This window comes from Micromonospora musae (assembly GCF_003626545.1).
Lineage (GTDB): Bacteria > Actinomycetota > Actinomycetes > Mycobacteriales > Micromonosporaceae > Micromonospora > Micromonospora musae.
The window spans coordinates 161,594-174,652 of record NZ_RAZS01000008.1 but is presented as its reverse complement, the minus strand read 5'-3'; the positions used below and the strand labels follow the sequence as shown (position 1 = coordinate 174,652).

The window sequence follows — 13,059 nt, the reverse complement described above, 5'->3', positions numbered from 1 at the left end:
GGCTCGGTCCACCTCTGGCGGCCGCAGGAGGCAGCGGAGCCAGTGGATTCACGTCGAGGTGGCCGCGCTGCGTCTCCGGCGATCCGGCGGGCAACGCTTCGTCAACTTGACACTAGCGCCAACAGGTTTGCTGTGGAAACCTATTGGCGCGACTACGGCATCCCGCACAGGGCCGCCGCGTCGAGATCAACTACCTGCCCACCCGACTCGACCTGACCGGAGGACCGATGACAACCGAACTGACCCGCCGCCGCCTGCTCACCACCGCGCTCGCCACAGGTGTCGCCATACCGCTCGGCGCCCGGTGGGCAGCCCCCGCGCAGGCCGCTTCCGGTCCGGCACGGCTCACGTTGCCCGCACCCACCGGGCCGCACCGGGTCGGCACCGTCCCACTGCACCTGGTCGACGGATCCCGCCCGGACCCGATCGCCGGCCCGGGACACCACCGCGAACTCATGATCAGCGTCTGGTATCCCGCCGGCCGGGACGCCCGGCGTCATCCGGTGGCGCCGTGGCTGCCCGCCGCGCCGATGGCTGCGCTGCTCGCGGCCAACGGGTTCGACGCCGACGTCGTGGGGGCGCCCCTCACCGCCGGCCACGAAGGCGCTCCGGTGCTCAAGGCAGCGGGTCGGCGACCCGTGGTCGTCTTCTCCCACGGCGCCGGCGGCCACCGCTCCGAAACCACAATCGTCGTGCAGGAACTCGTCAGCCACGGCTACGTGGCCGTCACGGTCGACCACCCGCACGGCTCGTTCGGCGAGTCCCCCGACGGCGCCCCCACGGTCCCTGACGGTGACGTGTCGATCACCCCGTGGGACCACGCCCACGACATCCAGTTCGTCCTCGACCGCATCGAGGACCTCGCCGCCGGCCGCAACCCCGACACCCAGTGCCGTCCGCTGCCGGCCGGCCTGGGCGCCACGATCGACCCGCGCCGCATCGGCATGTTCGGCTGGTCGAAGGGCGGCACCGCGACCGCCCTCGTCATGAACGCCGACCCGCGCGTGCGCGCCGGACTCAGCCTCGACGCTCCGATGCTGTCGCAACCACCCGTCGCCGATCTCGACCGGCCCTTCATGCTGATGACCGCCGTCTTCACCCCCGGCGCCGAAGAGTCCGGCGTCGCGGAATTCTGGCCGCTCCTGCAGGGGTGGCGGCGCCAGGTGCACGTCGACGGCGCGACCCACGGGGCGTACTGCGACAGCCAATGGCTGGTCCCGCAACTGGCGTCGATCATCGGGATGAGCGACGACGACCTCGCCGGCTGGATCGGCACCCTCGACCCGTTCCGGGCGGTACGCATCCAGCAGGCCTACCCGCTCGCCTTCTTCGAGCAGCACCTACATCACCGGCGGCAGCGCCTGCTCAACGGCCCGAGCCCGACCTTTCCGGAGGTCCAATTCGTCCGCTGACCCACTCTCATCCAGGGGCCGAGCGGGTCTGGCCTCGATCCAACGTTCGTGTCCCGGCTTGTGTGGGTCCTGCTGGCGCTCCCCAAGAAGACCTGTAGCCCCCGGCGGCCCACCTCGCCTAGCGATGGGAAGTATCGATCATGGCCACGGTCTCCGTCGAAGTCACCCTCGACCTGCCCGCGCACCTCGTATGGGAAGCCATCGCCGACGTCGGCGCGGTCCACCGGCGACTGCTGCCCGGCCGGGTGGCCGATGCCCGGATCGAGGGTGACCTCCGCATCCTCACGATGCCGGACGGGGCGCAGGTCCGGGAACTCATCCTGGCGGTCGACCACCGCATCCGCAGAATGGCGTACGCGGTGGTCGAGGGGCAGCGACTGCCGCTGACCTACCACCACGCGGCGTTCCAGGTGCTCGACGAGGGCGACCACAGTCGACTCGTCTGGCTGACCGATGTCCTCCCCCACGCGATGGCCGACGCGGTGCGGGCCCGGGTCGAGCGGGGGATCGAGGAGATGAGAGACGTCCTGGAGCTCAACGAATCCGAACGTTAGGCACAGGCGGCCTGCCGGACGCTCGATGTCGGGGCCGTGCTCGCACTCGCATTCAGCCGCGGCGCGCAGCTACCGCCCGCCTACCGGCGTGAGGAGCGGTCATCGACGTCGCTGTGCCGCGTCGAGCAGAGCGGGCGGCGTGTCGTTCTTCTCGTGGGCGGCGAGGTCGACGCCGGGAGCGACGATCGTGTCGATCGCGTCGAGCACGTCGGCGGAGAGCACGGTGTCCGCGGCGGCGAGCTGGGAGTGCAGGTGCTCCAGCGTGCGCGGGCCGATGATCGCGCTGGTCACGGCGGGGTGTGCGGTGACGAATCCGAGCGCGAGCTGGATCAGGGTGAGGCCGGCGTCGTCGGCGACCGTCGCGAGCTGCTCGACCGCGTCGAGCTTCGCCCGGTTGGCCGGGACGGAGATGTCGAAGCGCTGCCGCATGAAGCCCGAGCGGTTCGTGCTGATCTCCTGGCCGGCGCGGATGGCACCGGAGAGCCACCCCGACGCCAAGGGGCTCCAGGCGAGCACGCCCATGCCGTACTCCTGGGTCACGGGCAGCACGTGGGTCTCGATCCCCCTCTGCAGGATCGAGTAGTTGGGCTGTTCGGTGACGTACCGGCTCAGCTGGTTCTCCCGGGCGGCCCACTGAGCCTGCACGACGCGGTGGGCGGGGAAGGTCGACGAGCCGAAGTAGCGGATCTTTCCCGCCCGCTGCAGGTCGGTCAGCGCCGAGAGGGTCTCCTCGTCGCTGGTGCTCGGGTCCCACCGGTGCATCTGGTAGAGATCGACGTGGTCGACGCCGAGTCGGCGCAGGCTGTCGTCCAACGCGGTGACCAACCAGCGGCGTGAACCGCCCCGACGGTTGCGGGCGTCGCCCATCGGCAGGCTCGCCTTCGTAGCGAGCACAAGGTCGTCGCGGCGGCCGGCGATGGCCTTGCCGACCATCTCCTCGGACTGGCCGCCGCTGTACACGTCGGCGGTGTCGATCAGGTTGATCCCCGCGTCGAGGGCGGCGCCGACGATGGCGGTGACGTCCTCCTGGGTGGTGTTGCCGATCTTGCCGAAGTTCATCGCGCCGAGTACGAGGGAGCTGACCTGGACGCCGGTGCGGCCCAAGGTGCGGTACTGCATGACTGTTCCTCCCGAAGGGTGGAGCGAGTTCGTGGTGCGCCTGGTCTTGGCTCACCGGTTCGTGACACCATGAACAAGCGGAACGCTGTTCCGTTAAGACGATACGGAACCTGGTTCCGCTTAACCAGGGTGAGTGACGGAGGTAACGGCGCAGTGACCGACACCGAAAGCGGATCAGCGCAACCGGCCCCGCAGAAGCGGGCCGACGCCCGACGCAACCAGCAGCGCCTGCTGGACGCGGCCGCCGCGGCGTTCATCACCTCCGGTGTCGACGCGCCCGTACGCGACATCGCCACCAAGGCCGGCGTCGGCGTGGGGACGATCTACCGCCACTTCCCGACCCGGGCGGACCTCATCGTCGCCGTCTACCGGCACCAGGTCGAGGCGTGCGCCGAGGCCGGCCCGACGCTGCTGGCGGAGAGCAGCACACCGCACACCGCACTGGCGCGTTGGATCGACCTCTTCGTCGACTTCCTGGTCACCAAGCACGGCCTCGCCGAGGCGTTGCAGTCCGACGACGCCGCCTTCGAGAATCTGCACGCCTACTTCCTCGACCGCCTCGTCCCCGTCTGCGCCCAGCTCCTCGACGCGGCCGCCACGGCCGGCGAGATCGTTCGCGACCTGGATGCCTACGAACTGCTGCGTGGTGTCGGCAATCTCTGTATCGGCGCGGGCAACGACAGCCGCTACGACGCGCGTCGCCTGGTCGCACTGCTCATCGCGGGACTGCGGCTGCGCTAGCACTACAAACCAGCTCTTGGATCCGCGTCCGGGACGTAGGTAGCGACTGATGTCAGTCGTTGATGGCACACTGCCCCTCTGGCTCAAGGACATCACGAGGGAGAGTGACAGGTGCCGAGCATGTCTGGCGAAGTCGACGACTTCATGGCGACCCTCGCTCATCCCCTGAAGTCGGGTGTCGAGGAGCTCAGGTCGGCAATCCTGGCGTCGAACACCGAGATCTCGGAGCACGTGAAATGGAACGCTCCGAGTTTTCGATTCGGTGGAGACGACCGAGTGACCTTCCGGCTTCGACCCGGTGACCGTGTCCAACTCATCTTCCACCGAGGGGCGAAGGTCCGATCGGACGTCGCCGAGTTCACCTTCCAAGATCCCACTGGGCTGATGACCTGGCTGGCACCCGATCGCGGTGTCGTGACGTTCCCGGACCTGGAGACCATGCAGTCTCAACAGGCTGCCGTGGTCTCTCTCGTGAACCAATGGGTCCGGGCATAGCGCTACGCCCACCCTGGCGGGTCAGGTTGAGACCCCCGTCGGGGCCCGCAACTCGCAGCCAGGCCTTTCGCCCTCTGTAGTGGGTCAGCTCCTCCTGGCGATCACCGTGACGCACCCGTTCAGACGTTGAGGTATGCCAGAACGGCGAGGACGCGGCGGTTGTCATCGTCGGAGGGCGGCATGTCCAGCTTGGTCAGAATGTTGTTGATGTGCTTGCTCACGGCCTTTTCAGTGATGCGGAGTTTGGCCGCGATCGCGGCGTTGGAGCGACCTTCAGCCATCTCGCCGAGCACCTCACGCTCCCGCGCCGTGAGCACCGCCAGCGGCTCCCGGCGGGCGAGTAACTGCGAGATCACCTCGGGGTCCATGGCGGTGCCACCGCCGGCGACCCGGCGGACGGCGTCGACGAACTCGCCGACGTTGGACACACGATCCTTGAGGAGGTAACCCACACCGCCGTCCGGAGTGCTGAGCAGTTCGCGGGCGTACAGGGGCTCGACGTGCTGGGAAAGCATGAGGATCGGCAGGCCGGGCATCTGGGTCCGGGCCGCGATCGCGGCTTGCAGGCCCTCGTCGGTGAATGTCGGGGGGAGGCGGACGTCGATGACCGCCACCTGGGGCCTGTGTGTGATCAGGGCGGGCAGCAGAGCCGGGCCGTTGTCAACGGCCGCGACGACGTCGAAGTCGAAGGCCTGCAGGAGCCGGGTCAGCCCGTCACGGAGGAGGGCATGGTCCTCGGCGATGACAACGCGCACGGCAACTCCATGGTGATGACGGTGGGTCCCCCGGGCGGGCTCGACAGTGCGATCGTGCCATCGAACGCGGCGAGGCGGCGTTCGACACCGCGCAGACCGGTGCCGGCGGCGGGGTCGGCGCCTCCCGTGCCGTCGTCGGTGACCACCATGCTCAACGCACCGTTCGAATGGTGGATGGACACCGCTCCGGTGCGGGCGCGGCTGTGCCGGATCATGTTGGCCAGCGCCTCGGCGACTGCGAAGTACGCCGCGGACTCGACGGGTGTGTCCGGCCGCCCCGGCAGATCGATGTCAACCGTGATCGGCACCGGCAGGCTGAGCGCTAGCGCACGGACCGCGCCACCGAGTCCCCGTTCGGCGAGCACCGGTGGGTGAATGCCGCGGACGAGGTGCCTCAGCTCGTCCAGCGCCGCGACGCCGGACTCACGCGCCTCGGCGAGCAGCTTGTGGGCCTCGGCCGGGTTTCGGTCGATGAGTGTGTCGGCCAGGCCGATCACCATGCTCAGCGCGACCAGACGGGCCTGGACGCCGTCGTGCAGGTCGCGTTCGATGCGGCGCAACTCGGCCGCTTGCGCGTCCACCGTGTCGGCGCGCGTAACCGTCAGCTGCGTGACGCGCAGCCGGAGTTCGGCGGCCCTGGTGGGCGCGAGGAAGAGCCGGGCGAAGTGGGCGTCGACGCGCCGCAGCCACGGCGCCGCCCACAGGCCGGCGGCGAGGATGACGACGCCTTGCGGTAGGCAGAGCAAGCCGGCACTGACCGTGTCGATGGACCAGATGGCGCCATAGCCGTACCACCCGGCCCCGTGCCAGATCCACAACGGGGTCAGCGTCAGACCCACGAGCCCGTACAACGGCACGACCACACCGATCGTCCCGAGGGTGAACCCGACGATCGCGCCCGGCGCGAGCCAGGCAAGGTCGCGCCAGGTGGCCGGGTCCGTCACCGTCCACCGGAAGCGCCGCCAGCCACCGGCCATGGCTCGTTCCGGGGGCGGAAGGTACGGACGGGTCACCAGGACACCGGCCCGCGAGGCACGTCTGCGCTCGAGATCGGCGCGCATCCGGACCAGCGTCATCGTCCATGGCACCAGCGCGAGGCCGAGGAACGGCACCGGCGCCAGGGCCAACGCGACAAGTGACACGGCGAGCAGCGGCAGGTTGGTGAGCGCCAGGCCGATCGCGGCCAGGCCGCCCAGCCCCGAGCGCACACCGCGCCGGACCCATCGGCCCGTCCGTTCACCAGCCCCGGCCATGTTCACCTGTCATATTGTGCCCGTCGGGGCGCGGCTCGATGGTGGTGCCAGCACCACCTCGCCGGAGGGCGTAGCGCTCCTGACGATTGAGGCGTCAGGCGGTGTGATCGAGCCATGACGATCACCATGGCGCCGTCGCGGACAACGACCGGCAGTGACTTCGCCGTCCTGTCCCGCCAGATCAGCGGCGCGGGGCTGATGCAGCGCCGGCCCGCCTACTACATCGCCCGGCTGAGCGTGGTCACGCTCATGTTGCTCGGCGGCTGGACCGCTTTCGCCGTCATTGGCTCGTCCTGGTGGCAGCTGGTGACCGCCGCGTTCCTCGCCGTTACCTTCACCCAGGTCGCGCTCGTGGCGCACGACCTGGCACACCGCCAGGTGTTCCGCACTAAACGTCCCAGCGAGATCGCCGGACGGCTCGCCGGGAACCTCGGTGTCGGGATGAGCTACGGCTGGTGGATGGACAAGCACACCCGTCACCACAACAATCCCAATCACGACGACCTCGACCCTGATGTCGCGCCCGAAGTGCTCATCTGGGCCACCGAGTCGGCCATCGGCCGGCGCGGGCTGAAGGGTTTCATCACCCGGCATCAGGCCGCGCTGTTCTTCCCGCTGCTCACCCTCCTCGCCATCGACCTGAAGGTGTCGAGCATCAAGTCCTTGCGCAACGGCACGGTGAAGCGCCGCGGGCTGGAGAGCATCCTGCTGATCCTGCACGCCGTCGGCTACCTCTCGGCACTACTGATTGTGCTCTCGCCACTGCAGGCGATCGCGTTCCTGGTCGTTCACCAGGCGCTGTTCGGCGTCTACCTCGGCATGACATTCGCACCCAATCACAAGGGCATGCCGCATCCGACCGGCGACGAGGACTACCTGCGCAAGCAGGTGCTGACCTCCCGCAACGTCCGCGGCGGCTGGCTGACCGACGCGGCGCTGGGCGGCCTGAACTACCAGATCGAACACCACCTGTTCCCTGGCATGCCGACCCCCAACCTGCGCAAGGCCCAGCCGATGGTGCAGGCATACTGCGCGGAGATCGGCGTCGCCTACGAGCAGACCAGCCTCGTCACCTCCTACCGCCAAGCCCTGCAGTATCTGCACCAGGTGGGCGCGCCGGCCCGCGCCGAACACGCCGCCCGGCGGCGGGAGTCCAGGTCGATGCCGTCGGCCAGGTAACGAGACCGCGCTCTTCGGTGGGCAGCGTAGTTCGAAGCGGTGTGCCGAACGGCGGCAGCGTGACGACCAGCGCACGGCGGGCCGGACTACGTCTGATCGAGGCCGTCGGGGGTAAGCGCGGCGGCAGCATCCGGTTCGCGCAGTAACAGGAGGCACCGTGACCCTCACCGCGCCCACCGCCACCATCGGCCTCGACACCGCCGCCGAGGTGGCCGCCCAGCTACGAGTGGATTCGATCCGCTCCAGCACCAGTGCCGGGTCCGGGCACCCGACCTCCAGCATGTCCGCGGCCGACCTGTTCGCCGTACTGGCGACCCGGCACCTGCGCTATGACTGGGATGACCCCCGCTCGTCGGCGAACGACCACCTCATCCTGTCCAAGGGTCACGCCTCTCCACTGCTGTACTCGCTGTTCAAGGCGGTCGGGGTGATCTCCGACGACGAGCTGATGCAGGGCTACCGCCGGCTCGGGCAACGCCTGCAGGGCCACCCCACGCCCGCCCTGCCCTGGGTCGACGTCGCCACCGGCTCACTCGGCCAGGGCCTGCCCGACGGCGTCGGCGTCGCCCTCGCCGGGAAGTACCTCGACAAGCAGCCCTACCGGGTGTGGGTGCTCTGCGGCGACAGCGAGATGGCGGAGGGCTCCATCTGGGAGGCGTTCGACAAGGCCTCCTACTACCAGCTCGCCAACCTGGTGACCATGGTCGACGTCAACCGGCTCGGCCAGCGCGGCCCCACCGACCTGGGCTGGGACGTCGACGCGTACGCGCGCCGGGCCGAGGCGTTCGGCGCCCGGGTGCTCGTCGTCGACGGCCACGACCTGGCCGCCATCGACAACGCGATGGCCACCGCCGCGGACCCGAGCGGCGACCGGCCCACCGTGATCATGGCCAAAACGGTCAAGGGACGCGGCTTCTCCGAGGTGGAGGACAGCAACGACTGGCACGGCAAGCCGTTCCCGCCGGACATGGCGGAGCGGGCCGTCCGCGAACTCGGCGGCGAGCGCAATCTGAAGGTGCGGGGCCCGCAGCCCGAACCGTCAGCCGTCGACGGTTCCAGCCCCACCAGTGACGCGGCGGCCCGCCCCGTCACGACCCAACCGACCGAACCGCCGACGCCCGCCCGATACGACCTGGGCCAGAAGGTGCCCACCCGCAAGGCGTACGGCGACGCCCTGGTCGTGCTCGGCGCCCAGAACCCGCGCGTCGTCGCGCTCGACGGCGAGGTCAGCAACTCGACGTACGCCTTCGAGTTCGCCCGTGCCCATCCCGGGCGGTACTTCGAGATGTTCATCGCCGAGCAGCAGATGGTGGCCGCGGCGACCGGGCTCGCGGTCCGCGGTTACCACCCCTTCGCGTCCACCTTCGCCGCGTTCCTGACCCGGGCGTACGACTTCATCCGGATGGGCGCCGTCTCCGGGGTCGATCTGAGCCTGGTCGGTTCACACGCCGGCGTCGAGATCGGCCCCGACGGCCCCTCCCAGATGGGTCTCGAAGATCTCGCCATGATGCGCGCGGTCAACGGCTCGACGGTGCTCTATCCCAGCGACGCGACCAGCACGGTGGCCCTCACCCAGATCATGGCCGTCCTTCCGGGCATCAGCTACCTGCGCACCACCCGCGGCAAGTACCCGGTGCTCTACCCCGAGGGGGAGAGCTTCCCGATCGGCGGGTCCAAGACCCTGCGCTCCTCCGACCAGGACCAGGTGACGCTCATCGGCGCCGGCGTCACCCTGCACGCCTGTCTCGCGGCCGCCGACGCCCTGGCCGGTGAGGGGATCCGGGCCACGGTCATCGACTGCTACTCGATCAAACCGATCGACGACGAGGCCATCGCCGAGGCCGCGGCCACCACCGGACGGATCGTGGTCGCCGAGGACCACCGCGCCGAGGGCGGCCTCGGCTCGGCCGTCAAGGACAGCCTCGTCGCCGGCGGGCGGGCCACGCCGTCCCTCGCCCATCTCGCCGTACGCGGCATGCCCGGCTCCGGGTCGAGCAAGGAGCAGCTCGCCTGGGCGGGCATCGACGCCGACCACATCGCCTCCGCCGCCCGGAACCTGCTGCACGGCTGACGCGATCCTTCCTCGCCTGGACACGAACCTCCTGGCGCGTACCGGTCCGATCTCCAGGGTCGGAGCGTCTACCGGGGCGAGGCCGGCTGCGCCGCGCGTTCTCAATCTGCGAGCGCCGGCTCGATGGGCCGCGGCGGGAGGAAGCGGACAGAATTGGGTGGCCCTGCCAGCCCGCCCCGCTCTAGCGTGTGACTGGACATTTCTCCTCCGCCCCATTCAGGAGAGGACTTCACCCCGCGTGACGCCGCCTGCTCTGTAGACCTGACACCTTCTCCGCGCATCGGTCGCCGACTCACCGTCGGCTCATTTCCCATGCCCTTCGTCAGATCTTCAGAGAGATCATGTCTACGCGTCCTCATATCGTTCTGTCCTGGTCCCTCCGGCGCAGGGGCCTTCCCCTGCTCGACCCGCTGATCGCCCGTCGCAATCGGTTCGACCTGCGGTGGGACTCGTGCCGGGGCCTGCTCGCCCCGTCTCCTCCCGGAAGCCCCTGGCCCGTCCAGGTTCCGGTCATCTTCGACGACCCGGTGCCCCACCCACTACTCACGTCCCTGCCCGAACGGTTCGTCGCTCAGGCAGCCGGACATCAGCCGCAGGGCGAACGCTCGCGGCGTCGAGATCGGCACTCCGCTGAACCGCGGAACTCTGCGGGACCACGCGTTCGTCCTGCGGTGAGCCGCCGCCGCGGACCCGAGCCGTGGAGAGGGGCAAGGTGGCCTTGCCCCGAACCGCATCACGCGGCGGTCCGCGCCCGGGCGCTCATGACCGGGCGCGAACGAGGGTCACTGCCGGCCCGGTACCGGCGACGACGGTGAACGCCCGGCGAGCATCTGTCCCCGACGGTGCTCGCCGGGCCTCGGCGCTGGTCACGTTGCGTCGGTCAGCCCCGGTCCGGGCAGGCCCGGACTGCGCACAGATCAGTGTGTTCGGGCCTCCCAGACCGGCTGCTCTGGCTCGTCGTTGTGCACGATGACGTCGACGTGATCGGTCGGGCGGACCGCAGCGAAGTAGAGCTGTTGGGAGGGGATGTACCGTTCGCGCCAGCGCCGCTCGACTTCGGCCCGGGATGACACCTGGCGCTCCCGGATCACCGCACGATCCACGGTCTTCTCGAGCGCGGTGGAGACGAAGACGCGCAGATCCCACCGATCAATCAGTTCCGGGCGCATGAGGAAGACGCCGTCGAAGACCAGCACGGCGTCGGCGGGAGCAGTCGTGACCGGCGGCGATTGCACAGTATCCGTTGTGCGGTCGTAGACCGCGTATTGGAAGCGCCGGTCTCCGCCGGGGCCGAGCGGATCGAGCAGAACCCGGTTCAATGCGTCGTAGTCGTGGGTGTCGTGGTAGCAGCCTTCGGCCGAGTACTCGCCGCGCGGATAGCGCTGCGGCCGGGGGAAGAGGAAATCGTCGATCGTCGCGCGGATGACGTCGCGGCCCTGCGCACGGAGTACGGCGGCCAGCTCGTCGGCGAGTGTGGTCTTGCCTGCGGCCGGCGGTCCGTCGATGGCAACCCGCGTCGGGTGCGCGACCGTGACGGACCCGACTGCCTCAGCCAGTCGGCGGAGCACCTCGTCGCGGGTGCCCTGGTCCATGTCCTGCCTCCTGGTCTCGCGAAGGTCGCCGTGTCGAGCCGACCTTATGCGCGCCGGCGGCGGCGGCCTCCGCCCCGAGAATCTCGGATCGCAGGTGATGCAGATTCCGAGCATTATGCCCGGAATTGACCCTACGATGAGGCTCTTCTTGGAGGTGAAGGACCGTGCCGGCGTATATCGCGTTGCTGAACTGGACCGATCAGGGGATCCGAGGTTACAAGGACACCGCGAAGCGCGCCGAGGCGTTCGCCGCAGCGACGCAGAGGGTCGGGGCGAATCTCCTGGACATCTACTGGACCGTCGGTCCGTACGACCTCGTGGCCGTCGTCGAGGCGCCCGACGACGAGACCGCCAGTGCGGCGCTCCTGCAGCTGGGTGGGGCGGGCAACGTCCGTACCACGACCCTGCGGGCCTTCGGTCGAGAGGAGATGGATCGCATCATCGCCAAGGCCGCCGGCTGAGTCTGCCATGCAACGAGAGGTTGGCGTCAGGCCGACCAGGCAGCCTGCGGATCCAGGCCGCCGCAGAGAGCGGTGAGGCCCCGCCTTGGACGCGGGGTGCGGACGCCAGGAACGTGTCGTGGCGTCCGCACCTCGAGGCGGTCAGCGTCGGGTGTTCACGTAGTGGCACGCGGAGGGCTGCTTCAGCTTCCCGTTCCGCAGCTCGACGGGGACGGGCCGCGCGTTGGAGGGCAGGTCGATGCCGGCTCGCACGAATGCCTCGTTGAAGACGAGGTGCCGCATGGACTCACGCCGGTGCGTGTAGGCCAGGTGGATCATGCCGTCGCCGGTCTGCATCAGATAGGGGTACGAGAACTCGGCACCGGGCTCGGACTCGACGTCGACGTGCCTCGTCCAGGTCTTGCCCTGATCGGTGGAGAGGGAGAGCCGCAGGATGTTCCGGCCCGAGGTGATCGGGTTGTGGGCCAGCACGAGGTTGCCGTCGGCGAGCTTGATCAGGGCCACTCGGGCGTTGTTGTTCGGCAGTCCCGTCGACTCCGCCGTGGTCCAGGTGCGACCGTAGTCGAACGACTCGGTCCGGTAGATGGCCTGGTCGCGGGTGCGAAGGTAGGCCAGCAGGTGCCCGGGTTCGAGTTCGACGGTGGCCGGCTGGATCGCGCCGTTCGGTGAGGTGGGCCAGTCCGCGTCGTTGTCGGACGGGTACGGCACCCAGGTGGAGTAGTTGTCGCTCGGGATGTACCAGCCGGACGCCCACCGCGTCTCGCTGTAGATCGGGACGAGGACCTCTCCGTTGGACATGCGGAACGGTTGGGTGCCGAAGAGCCAGCCCCACTCTTCGCGGATCTGTTCCGGGTCGCTCCACGTACGGCCGTTGTCCGTCGAGCGGATGAGGCGCAGGTCGGCCTCGGTCCATCCGTCTCCACGAATGGTGGAGAAGAAGAGGTAGGTGGTGTCGTCGTCGGCCCACAGCACGGCATTTCCGTCCGGCTGGTCCGGCTCGTCGAAGATCACTCGCGGTTCGGTCCAGGTCCTGGATCCGACCGGCAGTCGGCTCATGTAGGTGGCCACGTCATCGGCCTTCTCCTGGGTGCCGGCGTAGAAGGCGTAGAGCAGGTCGCCGTTCGGCGCCTTCTCGATGGACGCGACATGGACGCCGGGGTAGTCCGGGTCCTGCGGGTGGATGTCCTGGCGGCAGGCGTAGGCGCGAAACGCGTCGCTGTGTCCGGGCGGCTCCGCTCGTGCCACTCCGGCTACCGGTAGCGCCAGCACTGCGGCGAGGCCGGGAACCAGCACTCGGCGCAGCGCGGTCAGGTGTGCGATCACGATCTCTCCTCTGGTCCAGTCTGGAGGTACGGGCGGCGGGCGGTCCGTGACCATCGGGGGTGGCGCCCGTGTTCGTACCCGTCTCCTGCGCCGGCTCGGGTGCA

Annotated in this window: 12 protein-coding genes; 7 read left to right on the top strand and 5 right to left on the bottom strand. The window is 69.3% G+C overall.

Features of this window, described 5'->3' with window-relative positions:
* Positions 1 to 227: 227 nt before the first annotated feature.
* Both D7147_RS22755 and D7147_RS22750 read left to right on the top strand, forming a co-directional pair.
* Entirely contained in the window at positions 228 to 1,412 is a 1,185-nt protein-coding gene (locus tag D7147_RS22755) for an alpha/beta hydrolase family protein (RefSeq protein ID WP_120681137.1), read from the top strand.
* Positions 1,413 to 1,552: 140 nt separating this feature from the next.
* Positions 1,553 to 1,966 (top strand): SRPBCC family protein, encoded by a 414-nt coding sequence (locus D7147_RS22750; protein WP_120680946.1) that lies wholly within the window; start codon positions 1,553 to 1,555, stop codon positions 1,964 to 1,966.
* 99 nt (positions 1,967 to 2,065) lie between these two features.
* Here D7147_RS22750 and D7147_RS22745 read toward each other — a convergent pair whose 3' ends face one another.
* Positions 2,066 to 3,085: an aldo/keto reductase gene (locus D7147_RS22745; RefSeq protein WP_120680944.1), complete on the bottom strand. Its 1,020-nt coding sequence runs from the start codon at positions 3,083 to 3,085 to the stop codon at positions 2,066 to 2,068.
* Positions 3,086 to 3,238: 153 nt separating this feature from the next.
* On the opposite strand from D7147_RS22745, the gene D7147_RS22740 reads away from it, so the two are divergent.
* Together D7147_RS22740 and D7147_RS22735 are read left to right on the top strand one after the other, a co-directional pair.
* Positions 3,239 to 3,826 carry a TetR/AcrR family transcriptional regulator gene (locus tag D7147_RS22740; protein ID WP_199734240.1) on the top strand — a complete coding sequence of 196 codons (588 nt, stop codon included), beginning with the start codon at positions 3,239 to 3,241 and terminating at the stop codon, positions 3,824 to 3,826.
* Between the two features lie 120 nt (positions 3,827 to 3,946).
* Positions 3,947 to 4,321: a DUF1801 domain-containing protein gene (locus D7147_RS22735; protein WP_233563328.1), complete on the top strand. Its 375-nt coding sequence runs from the start codon at positions 3,947 to 3,949 to the stop codon at positions 4,319 to 4,321.
* 119 nt (positions 4,322 to 4,440) lie between these two features.
* Here D7147_RS22735 and D7147_RS22730 read toward each other — a convergent pair whose 3' ends face one another.
* The gene (locus D7147_RS22730; protein ID WP_120681133.1) at positions 4,441 to 5,076 is read right to left on the bottom strand and encodes a LuxR C-terminal-related transcriptional regulator; all 636 of its coding nucleotides are present in this window, start codon (positions 5,074 to 5,076) and stop codon (positions 4,441 to 4,443) included.
* Positions 5,028 to 6,329 carry a sensor histidine kinase gene (locus D7147_RS22725; RefSeq protein WP_120681135.1) on the bottom strand — a complete coding sequence of 434 codons (1,302 nt, stop codon included), beginning with the start codon at positions 6,327 to 6,329 and terminating at the stop codon, positions 5,028 to 5,030. The genes D7147_RS22730 and D7147_RS22725 overlap by 49 nt, the downstream gene beginning before the upstream one ends.
* 114 nt (positions 6,330 to 6,443) lie before the next feature.
* Here D7147_RS22725 and D7147_RS22720 point away from each other — a divergent pair, with 114 nt between their 5' ends.
* Entirely contained in the window at positions 6,444 to 7,508 is a 1,065-nt protein-coding gene (locus tag D7147_RS22720; RefSeq protein ID WP_120680938.1) for a fatty acid desaturase family protein, read from the top strand.
* A gap of 157 nt (positions 7,509 to 7,665) precedes the next feature.
* Entirely contained in the window at positions 7,666 to 9,579 is a 1,914-nt protein-coding gene (locus D7147_RS22715; RefSeq protein ID WP_120680936.1) for a transketolase, read from the top strand.
* A 917-nt stretch (positions 9,580 to 10,496) separates the two neighbouring features.
* Here the strand turns inward: D7147_RS22715 and D7147_RS22710 are convergent.
* On the bottom strand, positions 10,497 to 11,171 hold the full coding sequence (locus D7147_RS22710; protein WP_120680934.1) for a cytidylate kinase family protein: 675 nt from the start codon (positions 11,169 to 11,171) through the stop codon (positions 10,497 to 10,499).
* A gap of 164 nt (positions 11,172 to 11,335) precedes the next feature.
* Between D7147_RS22710 and D7147_RS22705 the strand changes: the two genes are divergently transcribed.
* Positions 11,336 to 11,632: a GYD domain-containing protein gene (locus tag D7147_RS22705; RefSeq protein WP_120680933.1), complete on the top strand. Its 297-nt coding sequence runs from the start codon at positions 11,336 to 11,338 to the stop codon at positions 11,630 to 11,632.
* A gap of 141 nt (positions 11,633 to 11,773) precedes the next feature.
* On the opposite strand, the gene D7147_RS22700 is transcribed toward D7147_RS22705, so the two are convergent.
* Complete coding sequence (locus tag D7147_RS22700) at positions 11,774 to 12,955, bottom strand: sialidase family protein (RefSeq protein WP_158609376.1); 1,182 nt, start codon at positions 12,953 to 12,955, stop codon at positions 11,774 to 11,776.
* Positions 12,956 to 13,059: the final 104 nt, after the last annotated feature.